Raw genomic sequence first — 23,688 nt, forward strand, 5'->3', positions numbered from 1 at the left:
TAAATTGGAAACTTGTTCATTAACCTATTCAGATTTTTTTTTGACTCTATCAATGTCAAATATCAATGTCAATATCAAAAATCAAATGTCAATATCAATGTCAAATGTCAATGTCAAATGTCAATGTCAAATGTCAATGTTAATATCAAATTCAAATTAATCGGAATCCTGAAAAACAAAATTGACACCTAACTGAAATGCCGCACTATTGGCTTTGGTAATGTCTTTATATTCTAATACATTGTCAACAAGCAAGTACATATTTACCTTACCCCATGTTCCTGCCACTCCTAAACCAATGTTTTTATAGGAAAACGAATCAATTGTATAGGTGGTCTTGAGTTCTAACTTTCTTAAAAGCCTTCGTTTATAAAAAGCTGTAAAAGCAACAAAAGGATCTTTTGGCATAGTCATGGCAAAAAACTGTGCTCCAACTGCATTTACATATAGCGGCTCATTTGGTACTTTACAGCTGCATTCGCCATCATCGAATCTGGATTCCCCAAAAGAATATTCTACTGAAGTATTAAATTTGGCAGGTCTCCAGGTAGTATATTTATTATAAAGTGTATCGCGTGGAATAGCTTTATCGAAGTCGTCGAAAACATTTTCGGGTTCATCTGTAAAATCAAAACTTGGGTTTACACCATTATATTCATAATTTCCTTTATAGGTGAGTGTTTCGATATCTTTTGTATGTCTGACAAAACCAACATCTATAATGCTTGCCGTAAACTGAAGATTTTTTTTGTAATAATAGGTAAATCCTGCATCTAAACCCAGCCCTAGACTTCCGTTAAAAAAAGTATTATGAATAAGATCATCCGTTATATTTCCATCATATTCATCTTTTGTAAAAGCAGCAATCCCGGAGGTCTGCAATTCTAGATCTGAAGAAATATATTGATAATAAATGTTTTGATCAGCTGTTCCGCTTGTTGTGTAAATGAACCCTGAGTTTTTAGTAGAATGTGCATTGGCACCGCTGGAATATAATTTAATCCGACCTCCAAACACGAACTTTTCATTCATTTTTTTATGAAATCCAACATGAAAAACCGAAAGTATTTCGGCACGTAAACTTATATCGGCTAAATCAAAAGACTTCCCGATGTAGTCCCGATTTCCATCTAAAGCCAAAATAGCCATATCTTTTGGAACATACATTAAAAAATCAAATTCCTGATAGCCTCCAAAAGAAATATACGATTTGCTTTCTTCTCCTCCAATCCTGAACCCTCCGGAAAACAATTCGAGCTGTTGGTTGGTGTACACCTTATCTCTGCTGGATGATTTATTGACAACATTCCTTACTTTATCATTAAAATCAACACCATTGTCTGCAAATAAATCATACGCTGAAAAACTGCTCGAACCAAAATTTGCCGAAACACCGGACAATACCGGAACCCCGAAAAAATATTTATAGGACACATCGGCACCCGGATTTACAAGTAATGACTGTGGAATCGAAGTAAAATTATACAGGATTTGCTTGTTTTGAGAAAAACAAATGACATAAACAAAGGCTAGTATGATTAGATATACTCTTCTCATTTCAATCCTCTATTTCGATATCAAAATTTAGTGTTCCTGCCGAACGAAGTTTTAAGTTCCCCGGACTGTTTTCGGTTAATGGAGGACCTGCGGCCATGGTTATCACAAATCCTATTTTTTGCAGTCTTTTAAGGTTAACCAAACGCTGATTTTCGAAAACTTCAGTAAAATTCAGAACAGTCGTACTGCCTGAATAAGCCGGAACATTAAAACTTAATGTTTCAATAGTATTATTTTGGGCATCAATAAGAACCAAATCAATTTTGTACGCTCTGTTGATTGTATTTGTTATTTCGAAATTAAATTCGGCTTTTATCAGATCCTCCCGCATGAGTGAATTCCTGAACGGATTAAAATCCTGAGCATCAAAAGCAATACTGTTTTCATTTCCGTTATCAACAAATTCTTTCGCCTGAATATTAAAGTAGGTTAAATTTGCCACTACGACAGGTTCCAGTTTCAAATTATCAATCTGATCGAAATCTAAATCGCTCGAGCAGGAAAAACTTAGAAATACCAAAACTAAAAGTGTTGCAAATTTACTCATGTCTGCTGGTTTCATAACTAAAAATTAAGTTATTTAAAAAACAACGCCATTTAACAATCACATATTGTGAGAGTTATAGTAAATATACAAAAAATCCTAATGAAACGCACCGAATAGTTTTGAAGCCTCATTATAAGCACTTTCAAAACTTAAAGAATTTAAACCTGTAGTTTTTTTATTGGCAGTAAAGTACGAAATGAGTTTTTCTGTAGGCATATTACCTATTAGTTTATTTGTTGCCATAGGACAACCTCCAAAACCCTGAATAGCACCGTCAAAACGTGTACAGCCCGCTTTGTGTGCAGCATCAATTTTTTCGAACCAGCTATTGGGTGTTGTATGCAGGTGTGCACCAAACTCAATTTGAGGGTATTTTGGGATTAAATTAGAAAAAAGATAGGTTATTACTTCCGGAGTTGAGCTACCGACAGTATCAGAAAGCGACAGGATTTTCACGCCCATTTCAGATAATTTTTCTGTCCATTCACTCACGATCTCGACATTCCACGGGTCTCCGTATGGATTCCCGAACCCCATAGAAAGATAGGTTACGACTTCTTTATTTTTTTTATCCGCAATTTCAAAAATTTCCTGTAGTGTAATTAAGGATTGAGCAATTGTTTTATGCGTATTTCGCATCTGAAAATTCTCTGAAATCGAAAAAGGAAACCCTAAATACTTAATAGCTTCATGTTCTGCAGCAGTTTGCGCCCCTTGTGTATTGGCTATAATTGCCAAAAGTTTACTTGTTGACTGAGATAAATCAAGCTTTTCCAATACCTCTGCAGTATCCTGCATTTGCGGAATCGCTTTGGGTGACACAAAACTTCCAAAATCTATCGTATCAAAACCCACTCTTAGCAAAGCCTGTAGATAAGAAACCTTATTTTTCGTAGGAATAAAAGTTTTGATACCCTGCATAGCATCACGTGGACATTCGATGATTTTGATTTCTTTGTTCAAAACTTATTTTTTTAGCAAATGCTAAGTTAGTTTGTTTTTTAAAGAAATAAAAATAAGTCTTTCCGTAATTATTTTTGGGACTATGCAAAATGATATAAATTCATGATCTGCTTCCATTTAAAATTACAGATTTTTGTAATAATTTCTATTATTACCGAAATAGGTACTATTTAAGTATAATACTCAAATAAGTAATAGTGCAAAATATTACCCAAATACGTAATAAATTGAATTATTACCAAAAAGTGTAATAAAAAGAAATTATTAATTATATTTGTAATAGAAAGTTTCTAATTATTTGAGTATGACCAGCATAATCACAGGTGATATAATAGATTCCAGACAACAGGAATCAGAACATTGGGTTGAAGATTTAAAAAAAATCTTAGCTCAGTTTGGTAAAACACCAAGTCAATGGGAAGTTTACAGAGGAGATGAATTTCAAATCGAAATCAAAAATCCTGAAGAAGCCTTATTAACAGCCATTTTGGTAAAAGCACATTTGAGAGCTCTAAAATCAGATGCCCGAATGAGTATTGGTATTGGCGATAAAACCCACGATGCAGAAAAAATATCCGAAAGTAATGGGTCCGCTTTTATTAACTCAGGAGAACTTTTTGAAACTTTAAAAAAGCAAAAAGTCACTTTGGCTATGCGAACAGGCAATGGTGAAATAGATGAAAAGTTAAATTTAATGATACAACTCGCCTTGACTTTTATGGACAGCTGGCTAGCACAATCGGCTGAATTTGTAGCTGTCGCAATAGAAAACCCAACTTTATCACAGGAAGAACTAGGACAAAAACTAGGTATTAATCAGGCTGCAGTGAGCAGAAGACAAAAACGAGCCCAATTTGATTTGGTTATGAATTTGGACCGTTATTTTAGAAAACAAATAAAACAACTTACAGCATTATGATTTTATTTATAAAACTGCTTTTGGCACACTTGTTAGGTGATTTTATCTGGCAGCCGACTTCATGGGTAATTCATAAAGAAGCTAATAAGCATAAAAGTATTTATTTATACCTGCATGTTTTACTTCACGGATTTCTATCGATAATACTAGTGGGAGAAATCAGTTTTATACCTTATGGCCTTTTGATTGCCGCTACACATGGGATAGTAGATCTGATCAAATTGAATTTTCAGAAAAACAAAACGAAACGTACTTGGTTTGTTATCGATCAAATTTTACATCTAGTGATTATAACTACCGTTGTACTTTTTTATCAAAACAATAACTTAAGCTTTTTTAGATTCGAAAACCAATTCTGGATTCTGATGACCGGAATTATATTAATGACTAAACCCACTTCGATTTTCATAAAAACAATTATTTCAATCTGGAGTCCTGAAAGTCAGAACAGTCATCAGGACAATTCGCTTGCCAATGCAGGAAATTACATTGGCATTTTAGAACGTCTGTTTGTAGTTTGTTTTATTTTAACCGGACACTTTGAAGCCATTGGATTTTTGCTGGCCGCCAAATCCATTTTCAGGTTTGGGGATTTAAAAGAAGCAAAGGATAGAAAACTTACCGAATATGTAATGATTGGTACGCTAATCAGTTTTGGAATTGCAATACTAACCGGTTTAATTATGCAGTTCCTTCTTTTACAATTGCTGTAAAACTTTTTTATTGATTGCTTTTATCAATGCCGGACCTTCATAAATAAAACCTGTGTACAACTGCACTAAACTTGCACCAGCATTTAGTTTTTCAATCGCATCTTCTGCAGAATGGATTCCTCCAACTCCAATAATCGGGAATGCTTTGTTACTTTTTTCAGAAAGAAAACGAATCACTTCTGTAGAACGTCTTGTTAGTGGTTTTCCAGACAAACCACCAGTTTCTGTTTTATTGTCAGATAATAAGCCATCTCTTGAAATTGTTGTATTTGTAGCAATCACACCGGCAATCTGCGTAATCTTTACAATATCAATAATATCTAATAATTGCTCATCTGTTAAGTCAGGAGCAATTTTTAAAAGAATTGGTTTTACTTTTTGAGTACTTGTTTTTTGCTTTTCAACATTTCTGTTTTGCAATGTCTGCAGTAAAGCAGTCAAAGGCTCCTTATCCTGTAGCGCTCTTAAATTTGGTGTGTTTGGCGAACTTACATTTACCACAAAATAATCTACGTGATTAAAAAGTGCATCAAAACAAATGATATAATCCTTTACAGCATCCTCATTATCAGTTACTTTGTTTTTTCCTATATTTCCACCAATTAAAACTCCCGAATTCTTTTTCAGGCGTTCAACAGCTTCCAGAACTCCACCATTATTAAACCCCATTCGGTTAATAATCGCCTGGTCTTCTTTTAACCTGAATAATCGCTTTTTTGGATTTCCTTCCTGACCAACCGGCGTTACAGTTCCAATTTCAATAAATCCGAAACCAAAATCACCAAGTTCTTTATACAATTTTGCGTCTTTATCGAAACCAGCTGCAAGTCCAACAGGGTTTTTGAATTTAATTCCGAAAACTTCTCTTTCTAAACGACTGTCTTTTACTTCGTAGATCGATTTGATAATTGATGAAACTCCCGGGATTTTTGAAATGAATTTTACAAATGAAAAAGTAAAATAATGTACTTCTTCTGGGTCAAAACAAAAAAGTATCGGGCGGATTATCAATTTATACATAAGAGTGTGTTGTTATTTTTTTGGATGCAAATTTAAATATTAAACTTGAAAACGGTGCTTTTTTATGCAAAACAAATAATTTCAATTTTGTTCTATAAATGTATTTTAGATTAAAACAATAAATTTTTCAAAGTATAAAACAAAAAAAATTTTTCAAAAAACAGTTTTTTCAGGTTGCAAATTATAAAATGAAACACATTCGAATCTGATTTTAACCTTTTTAACTTTTTTTATTATCTAATTTTGAAACACTTGAGTTTTCTCTTCAAGTACTTTTTGTTTAAACGCTTAATCAATCTGGATAATTATGAAAAACAACAACACTAAATCAATTTGTAAAAATTTTTTTTCGATTTTATCATTGTTACTGTCTTTTGGATTAGTTTCTAAGTTAGTCGCTCAGGCAGACCCAAGAGAAGTAAGAAAAGAAAATTTTAAAGGAGTTATTGAACTCGATGTACGAAATTCCAAGGCAGACTGGAAACCATATACACTAAAATCTGCACCGGAAGGCGCTCCAAACGTTTTGTTTATTTTATATGATGACACAGGTCAGGCAGCCTGGTCACCTTATGGAGGAGGAATAAACATGCCAACACTACAAAAATTGGCGGATAACGGACTTATCTATACTCAATGGCATACAACAGCTTTATGCTCTCCTACCCGCTCCACATTATTAACAGGACGTAATCATCACCTAAATGGTATGTCGTCAATTACCGAAACTGCAGATGGATACCCTGGTGCAAATGCCAGAATACCTAAACAATGCGCAACTATTGGACAAGTATTACAGGAAGCCGGCTGGAGTACTTTCTGGATTGGAAAAAACCATAATGTACCAGAACAGGATGTTGCTTCTGGAGGATCCAGATCACAATGGCCAACACAAATGGGATTTGACCGTTTCTATGGATTTCTTGGAGGAGAAACTAACCAATGGTATCCTGACTTAGCTGAGGACAATCATTTTATCGAACAACCTTATGGCCCTGAAGAAGGTTATCATTTGTCTAAAGACTTAGCAGATAAAGCCATTGAATATATTAAAGACCAAAAAGCAACTAACCCTTCAAAACCTTGGTATATGTGGTATTGTCCGGGTGCAAATCACGCACCGCATCACGCACCAGAAGAATATATTGCTAAGTATAAAGGAAAATTTGATAGTGGCTATGAAGCTTATCGTGAATGGGTTTTACCACGAATGATTGCTAAAGGGATTTTACCAAAAGATACCAAAAACACACCTTTAAACTTTTTACCGCCAAATCTTGCAAATCCGGCAGATTATGTAAAACCGTGGAATAAATTAAGTGCTGACGAAAAAAAATTATTTTCTAAACTAGCTGAAGTTTATGCCGGTTTCTCTGAATATACCGATGCACAGGTAGGACGTGTTATTGAATATTTGGAAAAAACAGGTCAATTAGAAAATACTGTTGTAATTTATGCTGCTGATAATGGCGCTTCAGGAGAAGGTTCTCCATCAGGCTCTGTAAATGAAAACAAATTCTTCAATGGATATCCTGACGAGTTATCTGAAAACTTAAAATATGTGGATAAATTAGGAGGTCCTGACACTTACGAGCATTATCCTACCGGATGGGCAGCAGGTTTTTCAGCTCCTTATAAAATGTTCAAGCGTTACAGTAATTATTCAGGCGGGACTTGTGATGCTTTAATAATTTCCTGGCTCAAAGGAATAAAATCCAGAGGTGAAGTTCGTAACCAATATCATCATTCTACAGATATTGTACCAACTATTCTGGATATTTGCGGCGTAGAAATGCCTAAAACATTCAATGGCGTTGGTCAATACCCTATATCGGGAGTTTCAATGCGCTATTCATTTGATGCAAAACCAGATACCCCTACTCAAAAACACATTCAATATTACACAATGTTAGGAACACGTGCCATCTGGAAAGACGGTTGGAAAGCTGTTGCAGTTCACGCCCCTCTTACCGGAACAGGTAAATTTGATAAGGATGTTTGGGAATTGTACAATGTAGATGTAGACAGAGCAGAAGCTAACAATTTAGCCAAAAAGAATCCTGAAAAATTAAAAGAATTAATAGATACCTGGTTCGACGAAGCAGACAAAAACTTAGTATTACCATTAGATGACCGTTCTGCTGTAGAAATTTTAGGAACCGAGCGTCCATCACAGGAAAAACCAAAAACACGTTATGTATATTATCCTGGCACATCTGCTGTTCCTGAAGGAGTAGCGGTTAATGTTCGTGGTCGTTCTTATAAAATTATCGGTGATGTTGATATTAAATCAGGGGCTTCCGGAGTAATTTTTGCACACGGTTCCCGTTTTGGTGGTCATTCTCTTTTTATAAAAGACAATAAATTATACTATGTCTATAATTTCTTAGGTATTCAACCAGAACAAACATTTGTTTCTTCTTCAACATTAACTCCGGGAAAACATGCTCTGGGTTTTGAATTTGTTAGAGAAAGCACTGGTAAAAATGGGGAACAAATTGGTACAGGGCATTTATACATAGATGGTAAAGAAGTTGCAAAAGGTCCTATGAAAACTCAACCGGGTAAATTTACACTTTCAGGAGATGGTCTATGTGTAGGTTTTGACAGCGGTGATGCTGTTAGTAACCAATATAAAACACCTGGTACTTTTAAAGGTGGTGAAATTTTAGGAGTTGGTGTTGATATCAGTGAAAAAAGCTTTGAAAACCTAAATAATGAAGCAATTAGAGCCATGAAACGCGATTAATCTAATAAAAAACTAACTAAAGAGGTATTTATAAACTGCAAAAGTTGAATAAAATACCTCTTTTTTATTAAAGATTAAAAACTAAATCACAATGTCTGTTATTCATAATCTTAAAAAAACACTTTTTCTGATAGCTTTCTTTTGCTTAATTATTCAAAACAAAATTACAGCTCAGGAACAAGAAGAAGCTGCTTTCAGGCCTCACCATCAGATCGGTATTTCTATAAATCATGTTCATGTTTTTGAAGGTCGTGATGAAGAAGGAAATCGAGAAACCTTAACGCTACCTGCCTGGGGAATCGATTATACGTATCAATTTCATGAAAAATGGGCAATCGGTCTTCATACAGATTTTATTGTCGAAAAATTTAAAGTCGAAAAAGTTTACGCTAGTGGAGAAGACAAAGAAACTGTAGAAAGAAGCTATCCAATAGCTCCTGCCTTAATGGGAATTTACAAACCAAACGAACATTGGAGTTTTCTTTTGGGCTTTGGTGGTGAATTTGCCAAAGAAGAAGATTTTTTCCTAACCCGAGCCGGAATAGAATATGGTTACGAACTTCCAAAAGGCTGGGAAATTTTCGGCACTGTGAGTTATGATTTTAAATGGAATGCTTATGACAGCTGGGGACTTGGTTTAGGAATTGCGAAAAGCTTTGGAGGGAAATAATTTCTACCAATTTATTTGATCTTATATAGTACAAATAAACCGAATCTTAGTTCTAAAAACACAATCTTAGTTTTTCTTTATCAATTGGTTTCAAAGGACTTGCTCAGCAAGAAAAAGATACTACGAAACTAATGAATGTTCGATATGGAAGTAAGAGAATTAAACTGGAAACACGAGTCAAAAAATTCTCTTTCAATTGAAAAAGCCATCTGTAGTTCCGATTTTCAGCACCTTATGATACTAGACTACTTTTAAAATAACTTACCATTAGAACGTGGTGGTTCTTTAGAATACAATGGGATACTTCATAAACTAATAAATATGTTAACCCGAAATATAGTTAAATTCCATAAGGAAGATCTTTTTTTTAATAACTTTATAAAACTAAAACTCTAAAAATGAAAAACATAACAAATACAATACAAAAAACTTCATTGATATGTTTAGCCGGATCATTTTTTTTGATTTCGATTGAAAGCTTTGCACAGCGTGGCCGAGGGGGTTTTCATGGAGCAGGTGGCGGCGGTGGTGGCGTTCACAAAACTAGCGGAGTATCTCCGACAAGACAACATCGGGAAACAAGACCGGCAAGACCAGCCACACAGACCAGACCTAGTATAAATCAGTCTGCATCCAGACCTAAAGCAAATAATAACAGTACCAAAATAAACAAGCCGTCTAATGCTTCTAATTCTAAAATCAACAATAGAAATATCACTAATAATAGAAACAAGAATTCAGGCAACAGAATCAATAATTCAGGCAACAAAAACACCAACATAAGTGGCAATACGGTTAATAGAAACAGAAACAATGTTAATATCAACGTTAACAATAGTGTCCATGTTCGTAACAATCGAAATACAGTTGTAAGACCTGGCCCTAGACCTTATGTGCGTCCTCCTTATGTACACGGTGGCTACAGATACAATTGCTACCATCCTTATTATCCTCGCCCATACAGACCTTTTTATTGGGGGCCAGTTTGGCATCCATGGGGATTTTTTGTTGCAACTCTGGCAACTACAGCAATTATTGTAAGCGTTGAAAATAACAAATATCATTATGACCAGGGAGTTTGGTACACCTCTACAAACGGAGGTTATACTGCTGTTCCTGCACCTGTTGGCGGCACAGTAAATAACATTCCGAGTGGCGCAGAGACCGTCAACACAGGAACTGTTAATAATTATTATTACGGAGGAACATATTATGAAAAAGACGGAGGCAAGTACACCGTAGTCGCTCCAACAGCCGGAACAATCGTTGATAATTTACCCGAAGGTGGTGAGGAAGTAACAATTGGTGACGTAAAATATGTAAAGTTTGGCGAAACCTATTATCAGCCAGTTCAAGTTGATGGTAAGGATAAATATGAAGTTGTTTCAGTTGAAAAAGACAGTTAAAACAAAACACACAAGTTCTATAAAATAAATAGAGTAATTTAAATCTTATTTTTATAATTTTATCCCCTATTGACAACCACAATACCTTAAAAAATTATTACAATGAAAAATAAAACTTTTTGGATTATCGGTTTACTTACAATCTCCATTATTTCAATAGCCTTTGGTTATACAAAATTGGTTAATGTACCTAAAAAAGAAGCCGTAGCTCAGGAATGTCATGAAATTCCGGACACAACTGAAGCAAATGCATTTAAACCAACCATTGAGAACAAAAACAAACCTGTAGGGAAAGCACCAAAAGGCATGGTTTGGATTCCGGGTGGCGAATTTTCAATGGGGTCAAATGTAGAGGATGAAAGTTTATGCAGCATAAAAGGAGTTACAAAAGATGCAGCTCCGATACATCGTGTGTATGTTGACGGCTACTATATGGATGAAACCGAAGTTACTAACGAGGAGTTTGAAAAATTTGTAAAAGCCACAGGTTATGTGACAGTTGCAGAAAAAAAACCAACAAAAGAGGAATTTCCAACAGCTAGTGAAGAAGATTTGGTTACGGGTTCTGTTGTCTTCACTCCTACCGTATCTGCAGTCAATCTGAATAATTTCCTGCAATGGTGGCGTTACGAGCCAGGTGCCGACTGGAGACATCCAGAAGGACCACAAAGTACCATTAAAGGAAAAGAAAAATATCCTGTTGTACATGTTGTATACGAAGATGCTGAAGCATACGCAAAATGGGCAGGAAAAAGGCTTCCTACAGAAGCAGAATGGGAGTTTGCAGCCAGAGGCGGTAAATCAGGGAATCTATATGCCTGGGGAAATAATTTAAAACCTAACGGAAAATTTCAGGCTAATATTTATCAGGGGCATTTCCCAATAAAAGATGGAGATACAGGCGAAGACGGATTTAAAGGAATTGCTCCAACAAAACAATACGCTCCAAACGCTTACGGTTTATACGATATAGCAGGAAATGTATGGGAATGGGTTAATGACTGGTATAGTGTAGATTATTATAAATCATTAGCCGAAAGTGGAAAAACAACAAGAAATCCACAGGGACCTGACGCTTACTATGATCCCAACGATCCGTCTGAGATAAAAAGAGTACACAGAGGTGGTTCATTTTTATGTACAGACCAGTATTGTACCCGATACATGGTCGGAACCAGAGGAAAAGGTGAAATCAGATCTGCCGCAAACCACGTTGGTTTCAGATGTGTAAAAAGCAAATAACAAATTAAAATACTGAAGGGATTCTTAACAGAGTCCCTTTTTTATTATTTCGGATATTGAAAGCTAAATTTTCAGCAGAAAAAATTTTCTATATTTGCTAAAAATTCAAAAAAATGCAACATATCATAAACCGCTTTATCAGTTATGTAACGATTGATACCGAATCGGATCCAAATTCACAAACTACACCAAGTACAGAAAAACAATGGAATCTTGCTAATAAATTAGTCGAGGAACTAAAAACAATTGGCCTTGAAGATGTAACAATTGACGACAAAGCTTATATCATGGCAACTTTACCAAGTAATGTTGATCATGAAGTTCCAACTATCGGATTTGTTTCTCATTTTGATACTTCACCTGATTTCAGCGGAGCAAATGTAAAGCCCCAGATTGTAGAAAATTACGACGGAAAAGACATTGTTTTGAATGCCGAAAAAAACATCATTTTATCTCCGAATTACTTCAAGGATTTATTACAATACAAAGGGCAGACCATCATTACAACCGACGGAACCACTTTATTAGGTGCCGATGATAAAGCCGGAATTACCGAAATTGTTTCGGCAATGGAATATCTTATTCAGCATCCTGAAATTAAACATGGAAAAATAAGAATTGGTTTTACACCGGATGAAGAAATCGGTCGTGGAGCACATCATTTTGATGTAGAAAAATTTGGAGCACAATGGGCTTATACAATGGACGGTAGTCAGATTGGCGAATTGGAATATGAAAATTTCAACGCTGCAGGAGCTAAAATTACTTTTAAAGGAAAAAGCGTTCATCCTGGTTATGCCAAAGGAAAAATGATTAATTCAATGCTGATTGCAAATGATTTTATAAATGAACTTCCAAAAGGAGAAACACCGCAGGAAACTAAAGGTTACGAAGGTTTTTTTCATGTTCATCATATAAAAGGAAACATTGAAGAAACTGTTTTAGAATTGATTATCCGAGATCATAACAGAAAGAAATTCGAAAAACGAAAAGAGTTAATTGAAAAGATTACCAAAAAATTCAATAAAAAATTCGCTAAACAATATGGAGAAGACATTGTAACTGCTGAAGTTAAAGATCAGTATTACAATATGAAGGAAAAAGTGCTTCCGGTAAAACATATTGTGGATATTGCAGAAAAAGCAATGCGTGACCTGAACATAAAACCAATCATCAAACCTATTCGCGGCGGTACAGACGGATCTCAATTATCATTTATGGGATTGCCTTGTCCGAACATTTTTGCAGGTGGTCACAACTTTCACGGAAAATATGAATATGTTCCGGCTGAAAGCATTCAAAAAGCTACAGATGTAATCGTAAAAATTGCAGAACTTACTGCAATTCCGGGAATTTTTGATGGTGCTGAAAGACCTAAATCAAAAAGATAATTTGGAATAATATCAAAATTTCTAAATTCCAAACTATAACAAACCTTTATCAAAGTTTTACAAATTTTGATAAAGGTTTTTTTGGGGTTTAAGTTTTTTTTTTCGAACCAAGAACATAAGTTTAAAAAGTATTGTCATTTCAAAGTAAGATAAATCTAATTACAGAATTTGCAAAGAAAATCTCTATGTACTCTGAAATGAAAAATATTAAAAATCTTTATGTAGTTACTTTTGAAGATCCATCTTATTCAAAATAAGAAACTTGAAGATAACTACATTGATTTTTGACTCTATATACATACTTTAAATAATAGAATTATTGTTAAATCCAGACTAATCATAGTTTTTTTTTGAAAACAAAATCCTACATTTGGCAAATAAAAATAATAAGCCTTTTCTTATATGCCGGCGTTAGAAAAAATCATCTTTTATAATAATCGTGAGTTGGAACACTCCAGATTTCATGAAACAAGAAAATATGGTTACATGTATCAGGCTTTCGAAAATGAAAAACTTATTAAAGAATTACATTACGAGGTCGAAATTGATTGTGAAATCAGTGACACTAACAATGACTTTATTTTCGAAATAAACACATCGCCAAAATAAAAAACAACTACAAACCTAAAAACAAATAACAACACTATGCAAAGAGAAAAAAGTAAAGCAGCAAAAGTACTTCTAATAATTAGTATCGTTTTTTTAGCAATAACTTTATGTGTCACTTATTACAGATATGCTAAAATTCAAAGAGCAATTTTTACTACTGGTAAAATTGTAGGCTTTACAGAAAAAATTGAAGAAAAGAAAGAAAAAAAGCGTACAAAAACAACAACTTTTTACTATCCTGAATTTGAATTTAAAGACAAAGCAGGAAAATTAATAAATGTAAAATCAAACGCCGGTAAAGGAAATTCTCCTGCCTATAATATTGGTGAAGAAATTGAAATTATGTATAGTCCTGATAATAGCAGTGATGCACAAATAAATGATTTTTCAAGTTTATGGCTGCCAACTTTCGTACTGGGTGCCTTTACATTAATTTTTTCATTTGTTACTTATGTCGTAAGAAAAAAACAATATTAAAGACATCTGATAAGAGGAAGATTATAAAGACGGAAAACTACTCTATAGAAACTTTATAAAATAGATAAATATTATTAGAAGAAGAACATTCTCAATATGATTCTAAAGGAAAACTTATAAAAATGGATTACAAAATTCCGCAACCTCCATGATCATTTTCTGTAGGTTTTTAATAAAAATTTTTAACATGTTCGAATCTCTTTTTACATATTTACCTATTGTATTTGTTTCTTTTATACTTTACCAACTTTTTTGCAAAGCTTGGGAGAAAAGAGAACTTGTTATAAGTATACTCAACCAACAAAAAAGTAAATATCATAAAAATGTAAATTTAGCAAAACCAACCAGCGAAATAAACATTATTCCAGTAATTATAAATCTAATTTGGGCGGCCTATAACCTCTATTTGTTTTTTACAGATTTTAGCGCCGAAACAACAATATTGGTAAATTTATGGGGTTCGTTTTTTCTTTTGCTCTTAAATTTTCCTTTATTTTTATACCATGACGAGAAGAAAAAAGAAAAAAAGATACCCATAATAATGTTTATATGTATATCGCTTTGTTGCTTTCCAATCTTACTTTATTATAATGGATTAGATTTCATCAACTTACTAATTGGGTGGGTCTACAATTATATAGTATTATTATTTTTTAGTGATACGAAAGCAATAAACTATACAAAAGGAAAAACGGTTTTTTTTATATTGTTCTGGTTAGTCATTCTAATAGCATCAATTGTTATCGTTGTTAATTTTGAGTTACCTTCAAAATACAATTATGGTTTTTTAGTTAACTGTTTCTATTTTTTAACCTATGCTTATTTTTGCTATTTCTCAAATAAATATGAAAATATAAAAACTGACTAAACACAAAAAATCCCAAACTCCAGTTTTAAATTGGAATTTGGGATTTATAATTTTTTGGAATTAAAAAAAACTTACGCTTTTTTAGCATTCAAAGCAGCGCTCATTTCCATAGAAATAGCAGAACGCTCTAATTTTAATTTTCCAGACATTGTTTCGATAACAACAGTAGTTTCTGCAAGTTCAACAACTTTACCGTGAAAACCACTTTTAGTAATTATTTTGTCACCTACTTTTAGGTTGCTTTCAAATTCTTTTTCGTTTTTTGCTCTTTTTTGCTGTGGTCTGATCATGAAGAAATAGATTACCACAAACATTAAAAGGAATGGTGCAAATTGACCTAATTGTCCCATAATTTAAATTTATTTTTGATTTATATTTAATATTCTTTTATTGGAATTTGTTATTTGATTTTTGGAATTTATTTAAAAATTACATCAACCCTCTACCTACCTTAATCATTTTTTTATTGGCAGTAAGTTCTTTTACCAGATTATCTAAAATTCCGTTGATAAAAATACTGCTTTTTGGTGTAGAATACTCTTTTGCAATTTCTAAATATTCGTTCAGCGTTACTTTTACCGGAATTGAAGGAAATTTCAAAAACTCGCAAATTGCCATTTTCAGGATAATGGTATCGATTTCTGCAATTCTTTCGCTATCCCAGTTTGGCGTTTTATCATCGTACTCTTTTGCAAGAACTGACTCATTTAAAACGGTACGTCTGAACAAATCTTTTGCAAAATCCCTATCTTCAACATCTTTATACAATTTCGGAACTCTGAAAGCATCCGGGTCTTCTGTTTTGATTGCTTTTAACTGTTTTACGATATGCGTATTTACAACCGGAATATCATCAACCCATGTCAATTTATCATCTTCCAGATACTCATATAATTTTTCATTCGGAACAATAACATTTTCGAACAAATCAATTACAAATTGTCTGTCTTCTTCAAACGTATTCACATTATTGCTCATGTAATTTTTATACAAATCACTCGCTTTAATATCATTTAAAAGTAAAATGATATAATCGTCATTTAAAGACCAGTTGTTGATTTTACGGGTTTCTAAAGCAATGCTAAGAGAATTACTTTCGGCAAGTAGCTGAAAAATTTTGTTTTTGATAAATTTTTCGTTCGGATTACGTTCTGCTGCAGTTGCAAGATGTTTTTTGCTTGAAAGATGCAAGAATACTGATTCTTTTTTGCAAATTTCAATCAATGAAGAAAGCATTATTAAATATAAATCCTGAATATTATCAATGCTGTAAAAAAGAAATTTTTCTTCTTTCTCCAGATTATCAGAACCACTTTGATGCATTGCATAAATGGATTGCATGACTTTAACGCGTAAGTGTCTTCTATTTACCACCTTGTAAGAACTTTTAAAAATTAGTCTGCAAAAATAAGAATTAAAGAGATTATATTAAAATTAATTCGTGAAAAAGTCGCAGCTTTTAGTCGCAGTTTGCAGTCACAGTCTCAGTTTTCAATAATATATTAGGAATTATATAAAAAGTATCAGTTTACAATTGTAGAATAGAGATAAAAAAAGTCCCAGTTTCCAGATAAAACTGAAAACTGAGACTGAGACTGTAAACTAAAAAAATTATTTCTTAGCTGCGTTTTCAATTCTTCTCGCATCGATACGATTCTGAGCAATTGTAAGTGCAGCTTTATGCGTTGTTAAACCATTTTGGGCTGCAAAATCGATAATTTCTAAAGTTGTGTTATAGATGTTTTCGGTTTTACTCATGATTTCAGCTTTTCCATAGTGTGCTAATTCTGCATACACATTGATAATTCCGCCAGCGTTGATTAAGAAATCCGGAGCGTATAAAATACCTCTTTCCTGTAATCTTGCACCGTGAATATTTTCATCTGCCAACTGATTGTTTGCAGCACCCGCAATCACTTTTGCCTTGATTTTTTCTATTGTAGCATCATTGATTGTTGCCCCCATTGCACATGGCGCATAAATATCAACGTCTGCGGTATACAAATCTTCGCCAGTATAAATAGCTGCGTTATATTTTTGAGCAACCTGATATAATTTTTCTTCATTGATATCAGTAATGGTAACCTGCGCTCCTTCTTTCGTTAAATATTCAACCAAAGTTTCACCCACGTGTCCGATTCCCTGAACCAAAACTTTTTTACCGTCTAAAACATCAGAACCAAACTGACTTTTAGCAGCGGCTTTCATTCCTAAATAAACTCCGTAAGCTGTAACAGGCGAAGGATTTCCAGATCCGCCTCTTTCTTCAGAGATTCCCGTAACATAAGGCGTTACATCTCTAACAGTGTCCATGTCTTTTGTTTCCATTCCAACATCTTCAGCTGTAATATATCTTCCGCTTAGAGAATGAACAAACTCACCAAACTTGCGCATTAACTCAGGCGTTTTCTGTGTTTTAGCATCACCAATAATAACCGCTTTACCTCCTCCAATATTAAGTCCGGTAATGGCAGATTTATAAGTCATCCCTCTTGAAAGACGCAAAACATCGTTTAGAGCTTCCCATTCAGTAGCATAATTCCACATTCTTGTACCTCCCAAAGCTGGTCCCATAACCGAATTATGAATACCAATAATTGCTTTTAAACCTGTATCTTTGTCATTGCAAAATACAATTTGTTCGTGATCGTTAAAAGATAACTGACCAAAAACAGGATCCATTTTTTGAAGTTCCTTTCCAGTTGCGAAAGTTGCATCCATAGCGCTAGTATTATTTAGTTAAAATTACGAATTCGTCAAAAAGACAACTCAAACATACATAAAAAATACACATGTGCTAATTTTTAAACTTTAAATTAATAATTTTACAATATAATTGTTTTGATTAAAGTGCAAATTATTATACTTTTAATTCATAATAATTCAAAATTTTAAATCAATACAACATCACATTTCTTAAAAAAATGAAAGAATTAAGCTATTTAAACAAATATTTCATTAAGTACAAATACAGTTTTTCTTTTGGAATTTTAATCACTATAATCGCACAAATATTTTTCTTGTTTACTCCAAAACTGGTTAGCCAGTCTTTTGACACTATCGAAAAATTCTTAAAACTGTCAGATGCCGACCGACAATCTTCGATAATTATTGGATATTATAGACAAGATTTAATCCATAACGTATTGCTAATTATAGGAAGTGCGATTGTCGCGGGTTTTCTAACCTTTTTAATGAGACAGACCTTAATTGTAATGTCACGACATATTGAATTTGATTTAAAAAATGAAGTTTTTAGCCAATATCAAAACCTTTCTCAAAACTTCTACAAACAAAACCGAACAGGAGATTTAATGAACCGTATTAGCGAAGACGTTTCAAAAGTTCGCATGTACGTAGGACCAGCAGTTATGTATACAATCAATACCGTGATTCGCTTTGCAATTGTAATTCTATATATGTACAATGTCTCTCCACTATTGACTTTATACACAATTCTTCCTTTACCAATTCTATCATATTGTATTTTTAAACTAAGTTCAGAAATCAATAAACGCAGTACCACTTTCCAGCAATATTTATCGAAAGTTTCCAGTTTTACACAGGAAATATTTTCCGGAATTCGGGTAATAAAAGCATATTCATTAGAAAATCAGCATCAAAAGAATATGATTGATCTTTCAGATGAAAGCAAAAAGAAAAGTTTAGATCTGGCCAAAGTTCAATCGCTGTTTGGTCCTTTGATGATTGCCCTTATCGGAATCAGCAATCTGGTCGTAATCTATTTTGGAGGTGTTATGTACATTAATGGAAGCATCCCAAATATAGGAACGATTGCCGAATTTATTCTGTATGTCAATATGCTGACCTGGCCGGTTGCTTCTTTAGGATGGGTTTCATCAATGGTTCAGGAGGCAGAAGCTTCTCAAAAACGCTTAAATGAATTTTTAAAAATTGAGCCTGAAATCAAAAATAACAATCCTGATCCATCAGAAATACAGGGTTCAATTGCTTTTGAAAATGTAAGTTTCACCTATCAGGACACTAATATAGAAGCTTTAAAAAATGTAACATTCTCTGTCAAAAACGGAGAAACACTTGCTATTTTGGGAAAAACAGGATCCGGAAAATCAACTATCTTATCCTTAATTTCACGTTTGTATGATGTTACCGAAGGAAAAATTACAATTGATGGCAATGAAATCAGTACTTTGAATCTAAATGATTTGAGAAACAATATCGGAATTGTGCCTCAGGATGCTTTTTTATTTTCGGACACCATTAAAAACAATATCAAATTCGGCAACCAGAATGCAACTGATGAAGAAGTGACTGAAGCCGCAAAAAATGCTGTCGTACACGATAACATTATAGCTTTCAACAAACAATACGATACCGTTTTGGGAGAACGGGGCATCACGCTTTCGGGCGGACAAAAACAACGCGTTTCTATTGCCAGAGCCATCATTAAAAATCCTGCTATTTTACTTTTTGACGATTGTTTATCTGCTGTTGACACTGAAACCGAAGAAACGATTTTAAATAATTTATTTGAAATCTGTAAAAACAAAACGACTATAATTGTCAGTCATAGGGTATCATCTGCAAAAAATGCAGACAAAATTATTATTCTGGAAGATGGCCGAATAATACAACAAGGTTCTCATAATCAATTAATAAATCAGGAAGGCTATTATTCAGCGTTATATTTAAAACAACTTTCGGAAAAAGAATTACTTTAAATGTTGCGTAATAGATAATTTTTTATGATTTTTGATTACTATTAATTCCAAAATGATAGAACGTATTATGAGAGAAAATGACATGTTAGAAAAAGAAGAGATTTTTTCTAAAGTATTACGCGCAGGAAGAAGAACTTATTTCTTTGATGTGAGAGCAACAAAAGCTGACGATTATTACATCACAATTACCGAAAGCAAAAAATTTACTGAAGAGGATGGTTCTTTTCATTTTAAAAAACACAAAATTTACTTATACAAAGAAGATTTTAGTGCATTTGCCGAAATACTGGAAGAAATGACTTCTTATGTATTAAACCACAAAGGTGAAGAAGTAATATCTGAAAGACACCAAAAAGATTTCAAAAAAGAATACAGTTCTGACAAATCTGAAGGGCAAAGATCAAGTTTTACAGATATCGATTTTGACGATATTTAAAATAATATAACTTCCCAAAAGTACAAGTCCAATATGTCCCGCATTTTGGACTTTTTTTATATATTTAAATTCTATTATTTTATCGAAATAATAATTACCAAAAAATAAAATCCACGGCAATGGACATACAACTTTTAATTTTACCCGGACTCGGGAATTCTGGAGAAAAACACTGGCAGACCTTTTGGCATGAAAAATTCAAAAATTCAATTCGTATAGTTCAGGACAATTGGGACGAACCACTTCGCAAAGACTGGATTACACGCCTTGACGAAGCTATTTCTAAACTTGAAGAGCCTACCATTTTAGTAGCACACAGTCTTGCTGTTTCATTAGTATTGCATTGGGCAGAAACCAATTCGAACAAAAATATTATTGGCGCACTACTCGTTGCTCCCGCAGATGTAGACTCCCCTGAACATACGCCTGAAATTATCCGGAATTTTTCACCAATGCCTCTTTATACCTTACCTTTTCCATCCATTGTAGTGGCAAGCGAAAATGATCCTTATGCTTCATTCGAAAGAAAAAAATATTTTGCTGAAAAATGGGGAAGCGATTTTGTAAATGTAGGTCTGCAAGGACACATCAACTCTGATTCTGACTTAAAGTACTGGGAAGAAGGGCAGTTGATTTTGCAGAAATTGATTGAGAAAATTTTTTAGCTTTGAGTTTTCAGTCTCTCGAAGAAATTGAATCTCAATTGTCATCGTGAGCGAAGTCGAAGGCTCGTTTACAACAAAAGGGCTTCGACTTCGCTCAGCCTGACAATCGAGTAACTGAGACTGAGACTGAAAACTAACCTATTCTTAATCCATTTTCTATTTTAAAATCAGGAGCCAGTAAAATTACATCTCCCTCCTCGCCTACAGCTCCAAGAACAAGACATTCGCTCATAAATTTGCCTATTTGTTTTTTAGGAAAATTTACAACCGCTACAATTTGTCTGTTAATCAGATCTTGTTTTTGATAACGTTTGGTAATCTGAGCCGATGATTTTCGGATGCCTATTTCAGCACCAAAATCAATCGTTAACTGATAAGCCGGTTTTCTTGCCTCAGGAAAATCATTTGCCTCAATAATTGTCCCGACACGCATATCGGTTCTTTCAAATTCACTCCAGGTTAAATCCATAATTTGCTGTTTATTTACAAACCTATAAATTTTGTAACTATTGCTCCTAATTCTATAACCACTTTTTTTAGACTGCGTTTAATTTTACTTATCATTCTTTGAACTTAATTGTAAAAAAATATAAAATGGAAAATAGTATCCTGAATGCCAGCCCGTCTCTAAGAGATTCTGATTTTGACATACAACTTCAAAACACTGATAAATACATAGAAACAGCCAAAAACGTAAAGCTCTATGTTAGGGATTACGGAAAAGGAAAACCTGTTATTCTAATTCATGGCTGGCCACTTTCAAACGAAATGTGGGAATATCAAATTGAGTTTTTAGTTCAGAACAACTTCAGGGTTATCGCCTACGACCGTCGCGGTTTTGGAAAATCCTCCCAACCCTGGGATGGTTATGATTACGATACATTGACAGATGATTTGCACGAAATCATAGAACAGCTTCAATTGGAAAATGTTACACTGGTTGGTTTTTCAATGGGCGGTGGAGAAGTGGTTCGTTATTTTAGTCGTCATGGCGGAAAAGGCGTTACAAAAGCAGCTTTAATTTCGTCAATAATTCCTTTTTTATTGAAAACAGATGACAATCCGGAAGGCCGTCCAAGAGAAAAAGGCGAAGCAACTGCAGAAGCAATCAGAGAGGACAGAATAGGCTTTCTTGAAAATTTTGGCAAAACGTTTTTTGGTGTTAACATTATTAATAAGCCTCTGAGCACACCTTTGTTAGAACATTTCAGAATGTTATGTTCAGTTGCTTCACCACGGGCCACACTTAAATGTGCAGAATCTTTATCTAATACAGATTTTAGGGATGAACTTCATACAATCACAGTTCCGACATTAATCATTCATGGCAGTGATGATAAAAATGTACCAATTGAAGTTAGCTCTCAAAAAACGGCAGCTGCCATAGCAAACAATACTTTTATCGTTTATGAAGGGGCACCACACGGATTATTCTACACAGAAAGAGAGCGTTTAAACGAAGATTTACTTCAATTTCTAAATGCATAAAATTTCAATTTATATCCAAAGACTTTATTCACTAAGAATAATTTCTTTGGATATTTTTATTCGTCTTCTCTTTCTTTTACTGAATTTATGAGCTATTTTTGAATAACTAATTCAAGCAAAAATGGCAAGAACTCCTTCAAATATGATTCCGCTTGGGACCATTGCTCCCGAATTTTCTTTAAAAGACACTAATTCAAACCATATTTACTCTTTTAAAGATTTAAAAGGATCAAAAGGAACTCTTGTTATTTTTATGTGCAACCACTGCCCGTTTGTACTTCATGTGATCAATGAAATTGTAATGATTGCAAACGACTACAGGGTTCAGGGACTTGGTGTAATTGCCATTTCAAGCAATGATATCGAAAAATATCCAGAAGATTCGCCTGAAAAGATGACTGAATTTGCTCTAAAAAACAAAATTGATTTTCCTTATTTATTTGATGAGACTCAGGAAATTGCCAAAGCGTATGATGCAGCCTGTACGCCAGATTTTTATTTGTTCGACAATCAGAACCGTTTGTTTTATCGAGGTCAATTAGACGATTCAAGACCTGGAAACGGAATCCCATTAAACGGAAGTGATTTACGAAGTGCTATTGATGCCTTAATTTACAATCGCTCATTGAATGAAATTCAAAAACCAAGTATCGGCTGTAATATAAAATGGAAGGAGCCAGTTTAAACTGAAAGTTCAGCTCTGTGACTCAATCCCGTTGTTTTTATATCCCTTCTAAAAAAAAACTATTCAATAAAAATCACTGAATAGTTTCTTATCTTTTTTAAATACAAATTACTACAATTGTGAATGAATGTAATTTGTTATCGAAGCCATTTTAACATCGTCCAGCTTGGCTTTTTTCTGCATACTTATCAAAATTGGTTTCCACTCTTCCTGAGTAAATTTTTTCGGCTCATATAATTTATGACATCTTGCACAGCTATTCTCGTATAAGTTTTTGCCTTCAGCAAGTTCCGGAGTTAATTCGGTTGGTTTTGCAGCTTCAGTAACGGCAGGTGCAGCCGGTTCAGCAGGGGCAGCAGGCGCTTTTTTTGTACCACAGGAAACTAAAAGTAAGGTTACAGCAGTTAATGCTAAAATTTTTGATTTCATTCTTAGGTTTTGTTTTTATTTTGAGTAAATAATTCAAGTTGCTAGTTAATTGATTTGTTTAATTGGAGTCCAAACACAAACAGAGTTAACTTTATTAGAAAACCTTCAAGTGTAACTGCATGTATTGTTCTAGGAAACATTTTCTTGATGT

22 protein-coding genes and 1 pseudogene are annotated in these 23,688 nt (G+C 33.8%); 13 read left to right on the forward strand and 10 right to left on the reverse strand.

Features of this window, described 5'->3' with window-relative positions:
- Positions 1-156 precede the first annotated feature (156 nt).
- The 3 genes from AAEO57_RS16140 to AAEO57_RS16150 form a co-directional block, all read right to left on the reverse strand.
- Positions 157-1,557, reverse strand: a complete 1,401-nt coding sequence (locus AAEO57_RS16140) for a DUF5723 family protein (RefSeq protein WP_341694063.1) — start codon at positions 1,555-1,557, stop codon at positions 157-159.
- Between the two features lies 1 nt (position 1,558).
- Positions 1,559-2,119: a hypothetical protein gene (locus AAEO57_RS16145; RefSeq protein WP_341694064.1), complete on the reverse strand. Its 561-nt coding sequence runs from the start codon at positions 2,117-2,119 to the stop codon at positions 1,559-1,561.
- Between the two features lie 81 nt (positions 2,120-2,200).
- Positions 2,201-3,067: a hydroxymethylglutaryl-CoA lyase gene (locus AAEO57_RS16150; protein WP_341694065.1), complete on the reverse strand. Its 867-nt coding sequence runs from the start codon at positions 3,065-3,067 to the stop codon at positions 2,201-2,203.
- Positions 3,068-3,371: 304 nt separating this feature from the next.
- Here AAEO57_RS16150 and AAEO57_RS16155 point away from each other — a divergent pair, with 304 nt between their 5' ends.
- Together AAEO57_RS16155 and AAEO57_RS16160 are read left to right on the forward strand one after the other, a co-directional pair.
- Positions 3,372-3,986 (forward strand): SatD family protein, encoded by a 615-nt coding sequence (locus tag AAEO57_RS16155; protein WP_341694066.1) that lies wholly within the window; start codon positions 3,372-3,374, stop codon positions 3,984-3,986.
- Positions 3,983-4,699 carry a DUF3307 domain-containing protein gene (locus tag AAEO57_RS16160; protein ID WP_341694067.1) on the forward strand — a complete coding sequence of 239 codons (717 nt, stop codon included), beginning with the start codon at positions 3,983-3,985 and terminating at the stop codon, positions 4,697-4,699. Before AAEO57_RS16155 ends, AAEO57_RS16160 begins: the two co-directional genes overlap by 4 nt.
- Here the strand turns inward: AAEO57_RS16160 and AAEO57_RS16165 are convergent.
- Positions 4,685-5,719, reverse strand: a complete 1,035-nt coding sequence (locus AAEO57_RS16165) for a quinone-dependent dihydroorotate dehydrogenase (protein ID WP_341694068.1) — start codon at positions 5,717-5,719, stop codon at positions 4,685-4,687. The two genes, AAEO57_RS16160 and AAEO57_RS16165, sit on opposite strands and share 15 nt — an antisense overlap.
- Positions 5,720-6,026: 307 nt before the next feature.
- Here AAEO57_RS16165 and AAEO57_RS16170 point away from each other — a divergent pair, with 307 nt between their 5' ends.
- The 6 genes from AAEO57_RS16170 (at position 6,027) to AAEO57_RS16195 (ending at position 14,263) form a co-directional block, all read left to right on the forward strand.
- Positions 6,027-8,468 carry an arylsulfatase gene (locus AAEO57_RS16170; protein ID WP_341694069.1) on the forward strand — a complete coding sequence of 814 codons (2,442 nt, stop codon included), beginning with the start codon at positions 6,027-6,029 and terminating at the stop codon, positions 8,466-8,468.
- A gap of 91 nt (positions 8,469-8,559) precedes the next feature.
- The gene (locus AAEO57_RS16175; protein ID WP_341694070.1) at positions 8,560-9,138 is read left to right on the forward strand and encodes a hypothetical protein; all 579 of its coding nucleotides are present in this window, start codon (positions 8,560-8,562) and stop codon (positions 9,136-9,138) included.
- A gap of 398 nt (positions 9,139-9,536) precedes the next feature.
- Entirely contained in the window at positions 9,537-10,544 is a 1,008-nt protein-coding gene (locus AAEO57_RS16180) for a DUF6515 family protein (RefSeq protein ID WP_341694071.1), read from the forward strand.
- 102 nt (positions 10,545-10,646) lie between these two features.
- The gene (locus tag AAEO57_RS16185; protein WP_341694072.1) at positions 10,647-11,786 is read left to right on the forward strand and encodes a formylglycine-generating enzyme family protein; all 1,140 of its coding nucleotides are present in this window, start codon (positions 10,647-10,649) and stop codon (positions 11,784-11,786) included.
- A 113-nt stretch (positions 11,787-11,899) separates the two neighbouring features.
- Complete coding sequence (gene pepT, locus AAEO57_RS16190; protein WP_341694073.1) at positions 11,900-13,177, forward strand: peptidase T; 1,278 nt, start codon at positions 11,900-11,902, stop codon at positions 13,175-13,177.
- 645 nt (positions 13,178-13,822) lie between these two features.
- A complete protein-coding gene (locus tag AAEO57_RS16195) occupies positions 13,823-14,263 on the forward strand; it encodes a DUF3592 domain-containing protein (protein ID WP_341694074.1) in 441 nt (146 codons plus the stop codon).
- 939 nt (positions 14,264-15,202) lie between these two features.
- Here AAEO57_RS16195 and yajC read toward each other — a convergent pair.
- The 3 genes from yajC to AAEO57_RS16210 all read right to left on the reverse strand — a co-directional run bounded on the left by yajC (position 15,203) and on the right by AAEO57_RS16210 (position 17,852).
- Entirely contained in the window at positions 15,203-15,481 is a 279-nt protein-coding gene (gene yajC, locus AAEO57_RS16200) for a preprotein translocase subunit YajC (RefSeq protein WP_341694075.1), read from the reverse strand.
- 79 nt (positions 15,482-15,560) lie between these two features.
- On the reverse strand, positions 15,561-16,472 hold the full coding sequence (gene nusB, locus AAEO57_RS16205) for a transcription antitermination factor NusB (RefSeq protein WP_341694076.1): 912 nt from the start codon (positions 16,470-16,472) through the stop codon (positions 15,561-15,563).
- Between the two features lie 270 nt (positions 16,473-16,742).
- Complete coding sequence (locus tag AAEO57_RS16210; RefSeq protein ID WP_341694077.1) at positions 16,743-17,852, reverse strand: Glu/Leu/Phe/Val family dehydrogenase; 1,110 nt, start codon at positions 17,850-17,852, stop codon at positions 16,743-16,745.
- Positions 17,853-18,055: 203 nt separating this feature from the next.
- On the opposite strand from AAEO57_RS16210, the gene AAEO57_RS16215 reads away from it, so the two are divergent.
- From AAEO57_RS16215 to AAEO57_RS16225, 3 genes are all read left to right on the forward strand, one after another.
- Positions 18,056-19,834, forward strand: a complete 1,779-nt coding sequence (locus AAEO57_RS16215) for an ABC transporter ATP-binding protein (RefSeq protein WP_341694078.1) — start codon at positions 18,056-18,058, stop codon at positions 19,832-19,834.
- Between the two features lie 67 nt (positions 19,835-19,901).
- Positions 19,902-20,270, forward strand: coding sequence for a PUR family DNA/RNA-binding protein (locus tag AAEO57_RS16220; RefSeq protein ID WP_341694085.1), 369 nt, complete (start codon positions 19,902-19,904; stop codon positions 20,268-20,270).
- A gap of 119 nt (positions 20,271-20,389) precedes the next feature.
- Positions 20,390-20,935: an RBBP9/YdeN family alpha/beta hydrolase gene (locus AAEO57_RS16225; RefSeq protein WP_341694079.1), complete on the forward strand. Its 546-nt coding sequence runs from the start codon at positions 20,390-20,392 to the stop codon at positions 20,933-20,935.
- A 133-nt stretch (positions 20,936-21,068) separates the two neighbouring features.
- Here the strand turns inward: AAEO57_RS16225 and AAEO57_RS16230 are convergent, their stop codons facing one another.
- Positions 21,069-21,404 carry a tRNA-binding protein gene (locus tag AAEO57_RS16230; RefSeq protein ID WP_341694080.1) on the reverse strand — a complete coding sequence of 112 codons (336 nt, stop codon included), beginning with the start codon at positions 21,402-21,404 and terminating at the stop codon, positions 21,069-21,071.
- Positions 21,405-21,529: 125 nt separating this feature from the next.
- Here AAEO57_RS16230 and AAEO57_RS16235 point away from each other — a divergent pair, with 125 nt between their 5' ends.
- A complete protein-coding gene (locus AAEO57_RS16235; RefSeq protein WP_341694081.1) occupies positions 21,530-22,423 on the forward strand; it encodes an alpha/beta fold hydrolase in 894 nt (297 codons plus the stop codon).
- A 121-nt stretch (positions 22,424-22,544) separates the two neighbouring features.
- The gene (locus AAEO57_RS16240) at positions 22,545-23,108 is read left to right on the forward strand and encodes a thioredoxin family protein (protein WP_341694082.1); all 564 of its coding nucleotides are present in this window, start codon (positions 22,545-22,547) and stop codon (positions 23,106-23,108) included.
- A 111-nt stretch (positions 23,109-23,219) separates the two neighbouring features.
- On the opposite strand, the gene AAEO57_RS16245 is transcribed toward AAEO57_RS16240, so the two are convergent.
- Both AAEO57_RS16245 and AAEO57_RS20880 read right to left on the reverse strand, forming a co-directional pair.
- Complete coding sequence (locus AAEO57_RS16245; protein ID WP_341694083.1) at positions 23,220-23,537, reverse strand: c-type cytochrome; 318 nt, start codon at positions 23,535-23,537, stop codon at positions 23,220-23,222.
- A 41-nt stretch (positions 23,538-23,578) separates the two neighbouring features.
- Positions 23,579-23,688 (reverse strand): annotated as a pseudogene (locus AAEO57_RS20880) (IS982 family transposase); the annotation flags it as partial.

Origin of the sequence: Flavobacterium calami, from assembly GCF_038290035.1 — a bacterium.
Taxonomy (GTDB): domain Bacteria; phylum Bacteroidota; class Bacteroidia; order Flavobacteriales; family Flavobacteriaceae; genus Flavobacterium; species Flavobacterium calami.

Excerpts from the sequence above, each read along its gene's own strand:
- AAEO57_RS16140 (WP_341694063.1), bottom strand. The coding sequence starts at position 1,557 with ATGAGAAGAGTATATCTAATCATACTAGCCTTTGTTTATGTCATTTGT.
- AAEO57_RS16145 (WP_341694064.1), bottom strand. The coding sequence starts at position 2,119 with ATGAAACCAGCAGACATGAGTAAATTTGCAACACTTTTAGTTTTGGTA.
- AAEO57_RS16155 (WP_341694066.1), top strand. The coding sequence starts at position 3,372 with ATGACCAGCATAATCACAGGTGATATAATAGATTCCAGACAACAGGAA.
- AAEO57_RS16160 (WP_341694067.1), top strand. The coding sequence starts at position 3,983 with ATGATTTTATTTATAAAACTGCTTTTGGCACACTTGTTAGGTGATTTT.
- AAEO57_RS16165 (WP_341694068.1), bottom strand. The coding sequence starts at position 5,719 with ATGTATAAATTGATAATCCGCCCGATACTTTTTTGTTTTGACCCAGAA.
- AAEO57_RS16170 (WP_341694069.1), top strand. The coding sequence starts at position 6,027 with ATGAAAAACAACAACACTAAATCAATTTGTAAAAATTTTTTTTCGATT.
- AAEO57_RS16175 (WP_341694070.1), top strand. The coding sequence starts at position 8,560 with ATGTCTGTTATTCATAATCTTAAAAAAACACTTTTTCTGATAGCTTTC.
- AAEO57_RS16180 (WP_341694071.1), top strand. The coding sequence starts at position 9,537 with ATGAAAAACATAACAAATACAATACAAAAAACTTCATTGATATGTTTA.
- AAEO57_RS16185 (WP_341694072.1), top strand. The coding sequence starts at position 10,647 with ATGAAAAATAAAACTTTTTGGATTATCGGTTTACTTACAATCTCCATT.
- pepT (WP_341694073.1), top strand. The coding sequence starts at position 11,900 with ATGCAACATATCATAAACCGCTTTATCAGTTATGTAACGATTGATACC.
- AAEO57_RS16195 (WP_341694074.1), top strand. The coding sequence starts at position 13,823 with ATGCAAAGAGAAAAAAGTAAAGCAGCAAAAGTACTTCTAATAATTAGT.
- yajC (WP_341694075.1), bottom strand. The coding sequence starts at position 15,481 with ATGGGACAATTAGGTCAATTTGCACCATTCCTTTTAATGTTTGTGGTA.
- nusB (WP_341694076.1), bottom strand. The coding sequence starts at position 16,472 with ATGCAATCCATTTATGCAATGCATCAAAGTGGTTCTGATAATCTGGAG.
- AAEO57_RS16210 (WP_341694077.1), bottom strand. The coding sequence starts at position 17,852 with ATGGATGCAACTTTCGCAACTGGAAAGGAACTTCAAAAAATGGATCCT.
- AAEO57_RS16215 (WP_341694078.1), top strand. The coding sequence starts at position 18,056 with ATGAAAGAATTAAGCTATTTAAACAAATATTTCATTAAGTACAAATAC.
- AAEO57_RS16220 (WP_341694085.1), top strand. The coding sequence starts at position 19,902 with ATGAGAGAAAATGACATGTTAGAAAAAGAAGAGATTTTTTCTAAAGTA.
- AAEO57_RS16225 (WP_341694079.1), top strand. The coding sequence starts at position 20,390 with ATGGACATACAACTTTTAATTTTACCCGGACTCGGGAATTCTGGAGAA.
- AAEO57_RS16230 (WP_341694080.1), bottom strand. The coding sequence starts at position 21,404 with ATGGATTTAACCTGGAGTGAATTTGAAAGAACCGATATGCGTGTCGGG.
- AAEO57_RS16235 (WP_341694081.1), top strand. The coding sequence starts at position 21,530 with ATGGAAAATAGTATCCTGAATGCCAGCCCGTCTCTAAGAGATTCTGAT.
- AAEO57_RS16240 (WP_341694082.1), top strand. The coding sequence starts at position 22,545 with ATGGCAAGAACTCCTTCAAATATGATTCCGCTTGGGACCATTGCTCCC.
- AAEO57_RS16245 (WP_341694083.1), bottom strand. The coding sequence starts at position 23,537 with ATGAAATCAAAAATTTTAGCATTAACTGCTGTAACCTTACTTTTAGTT.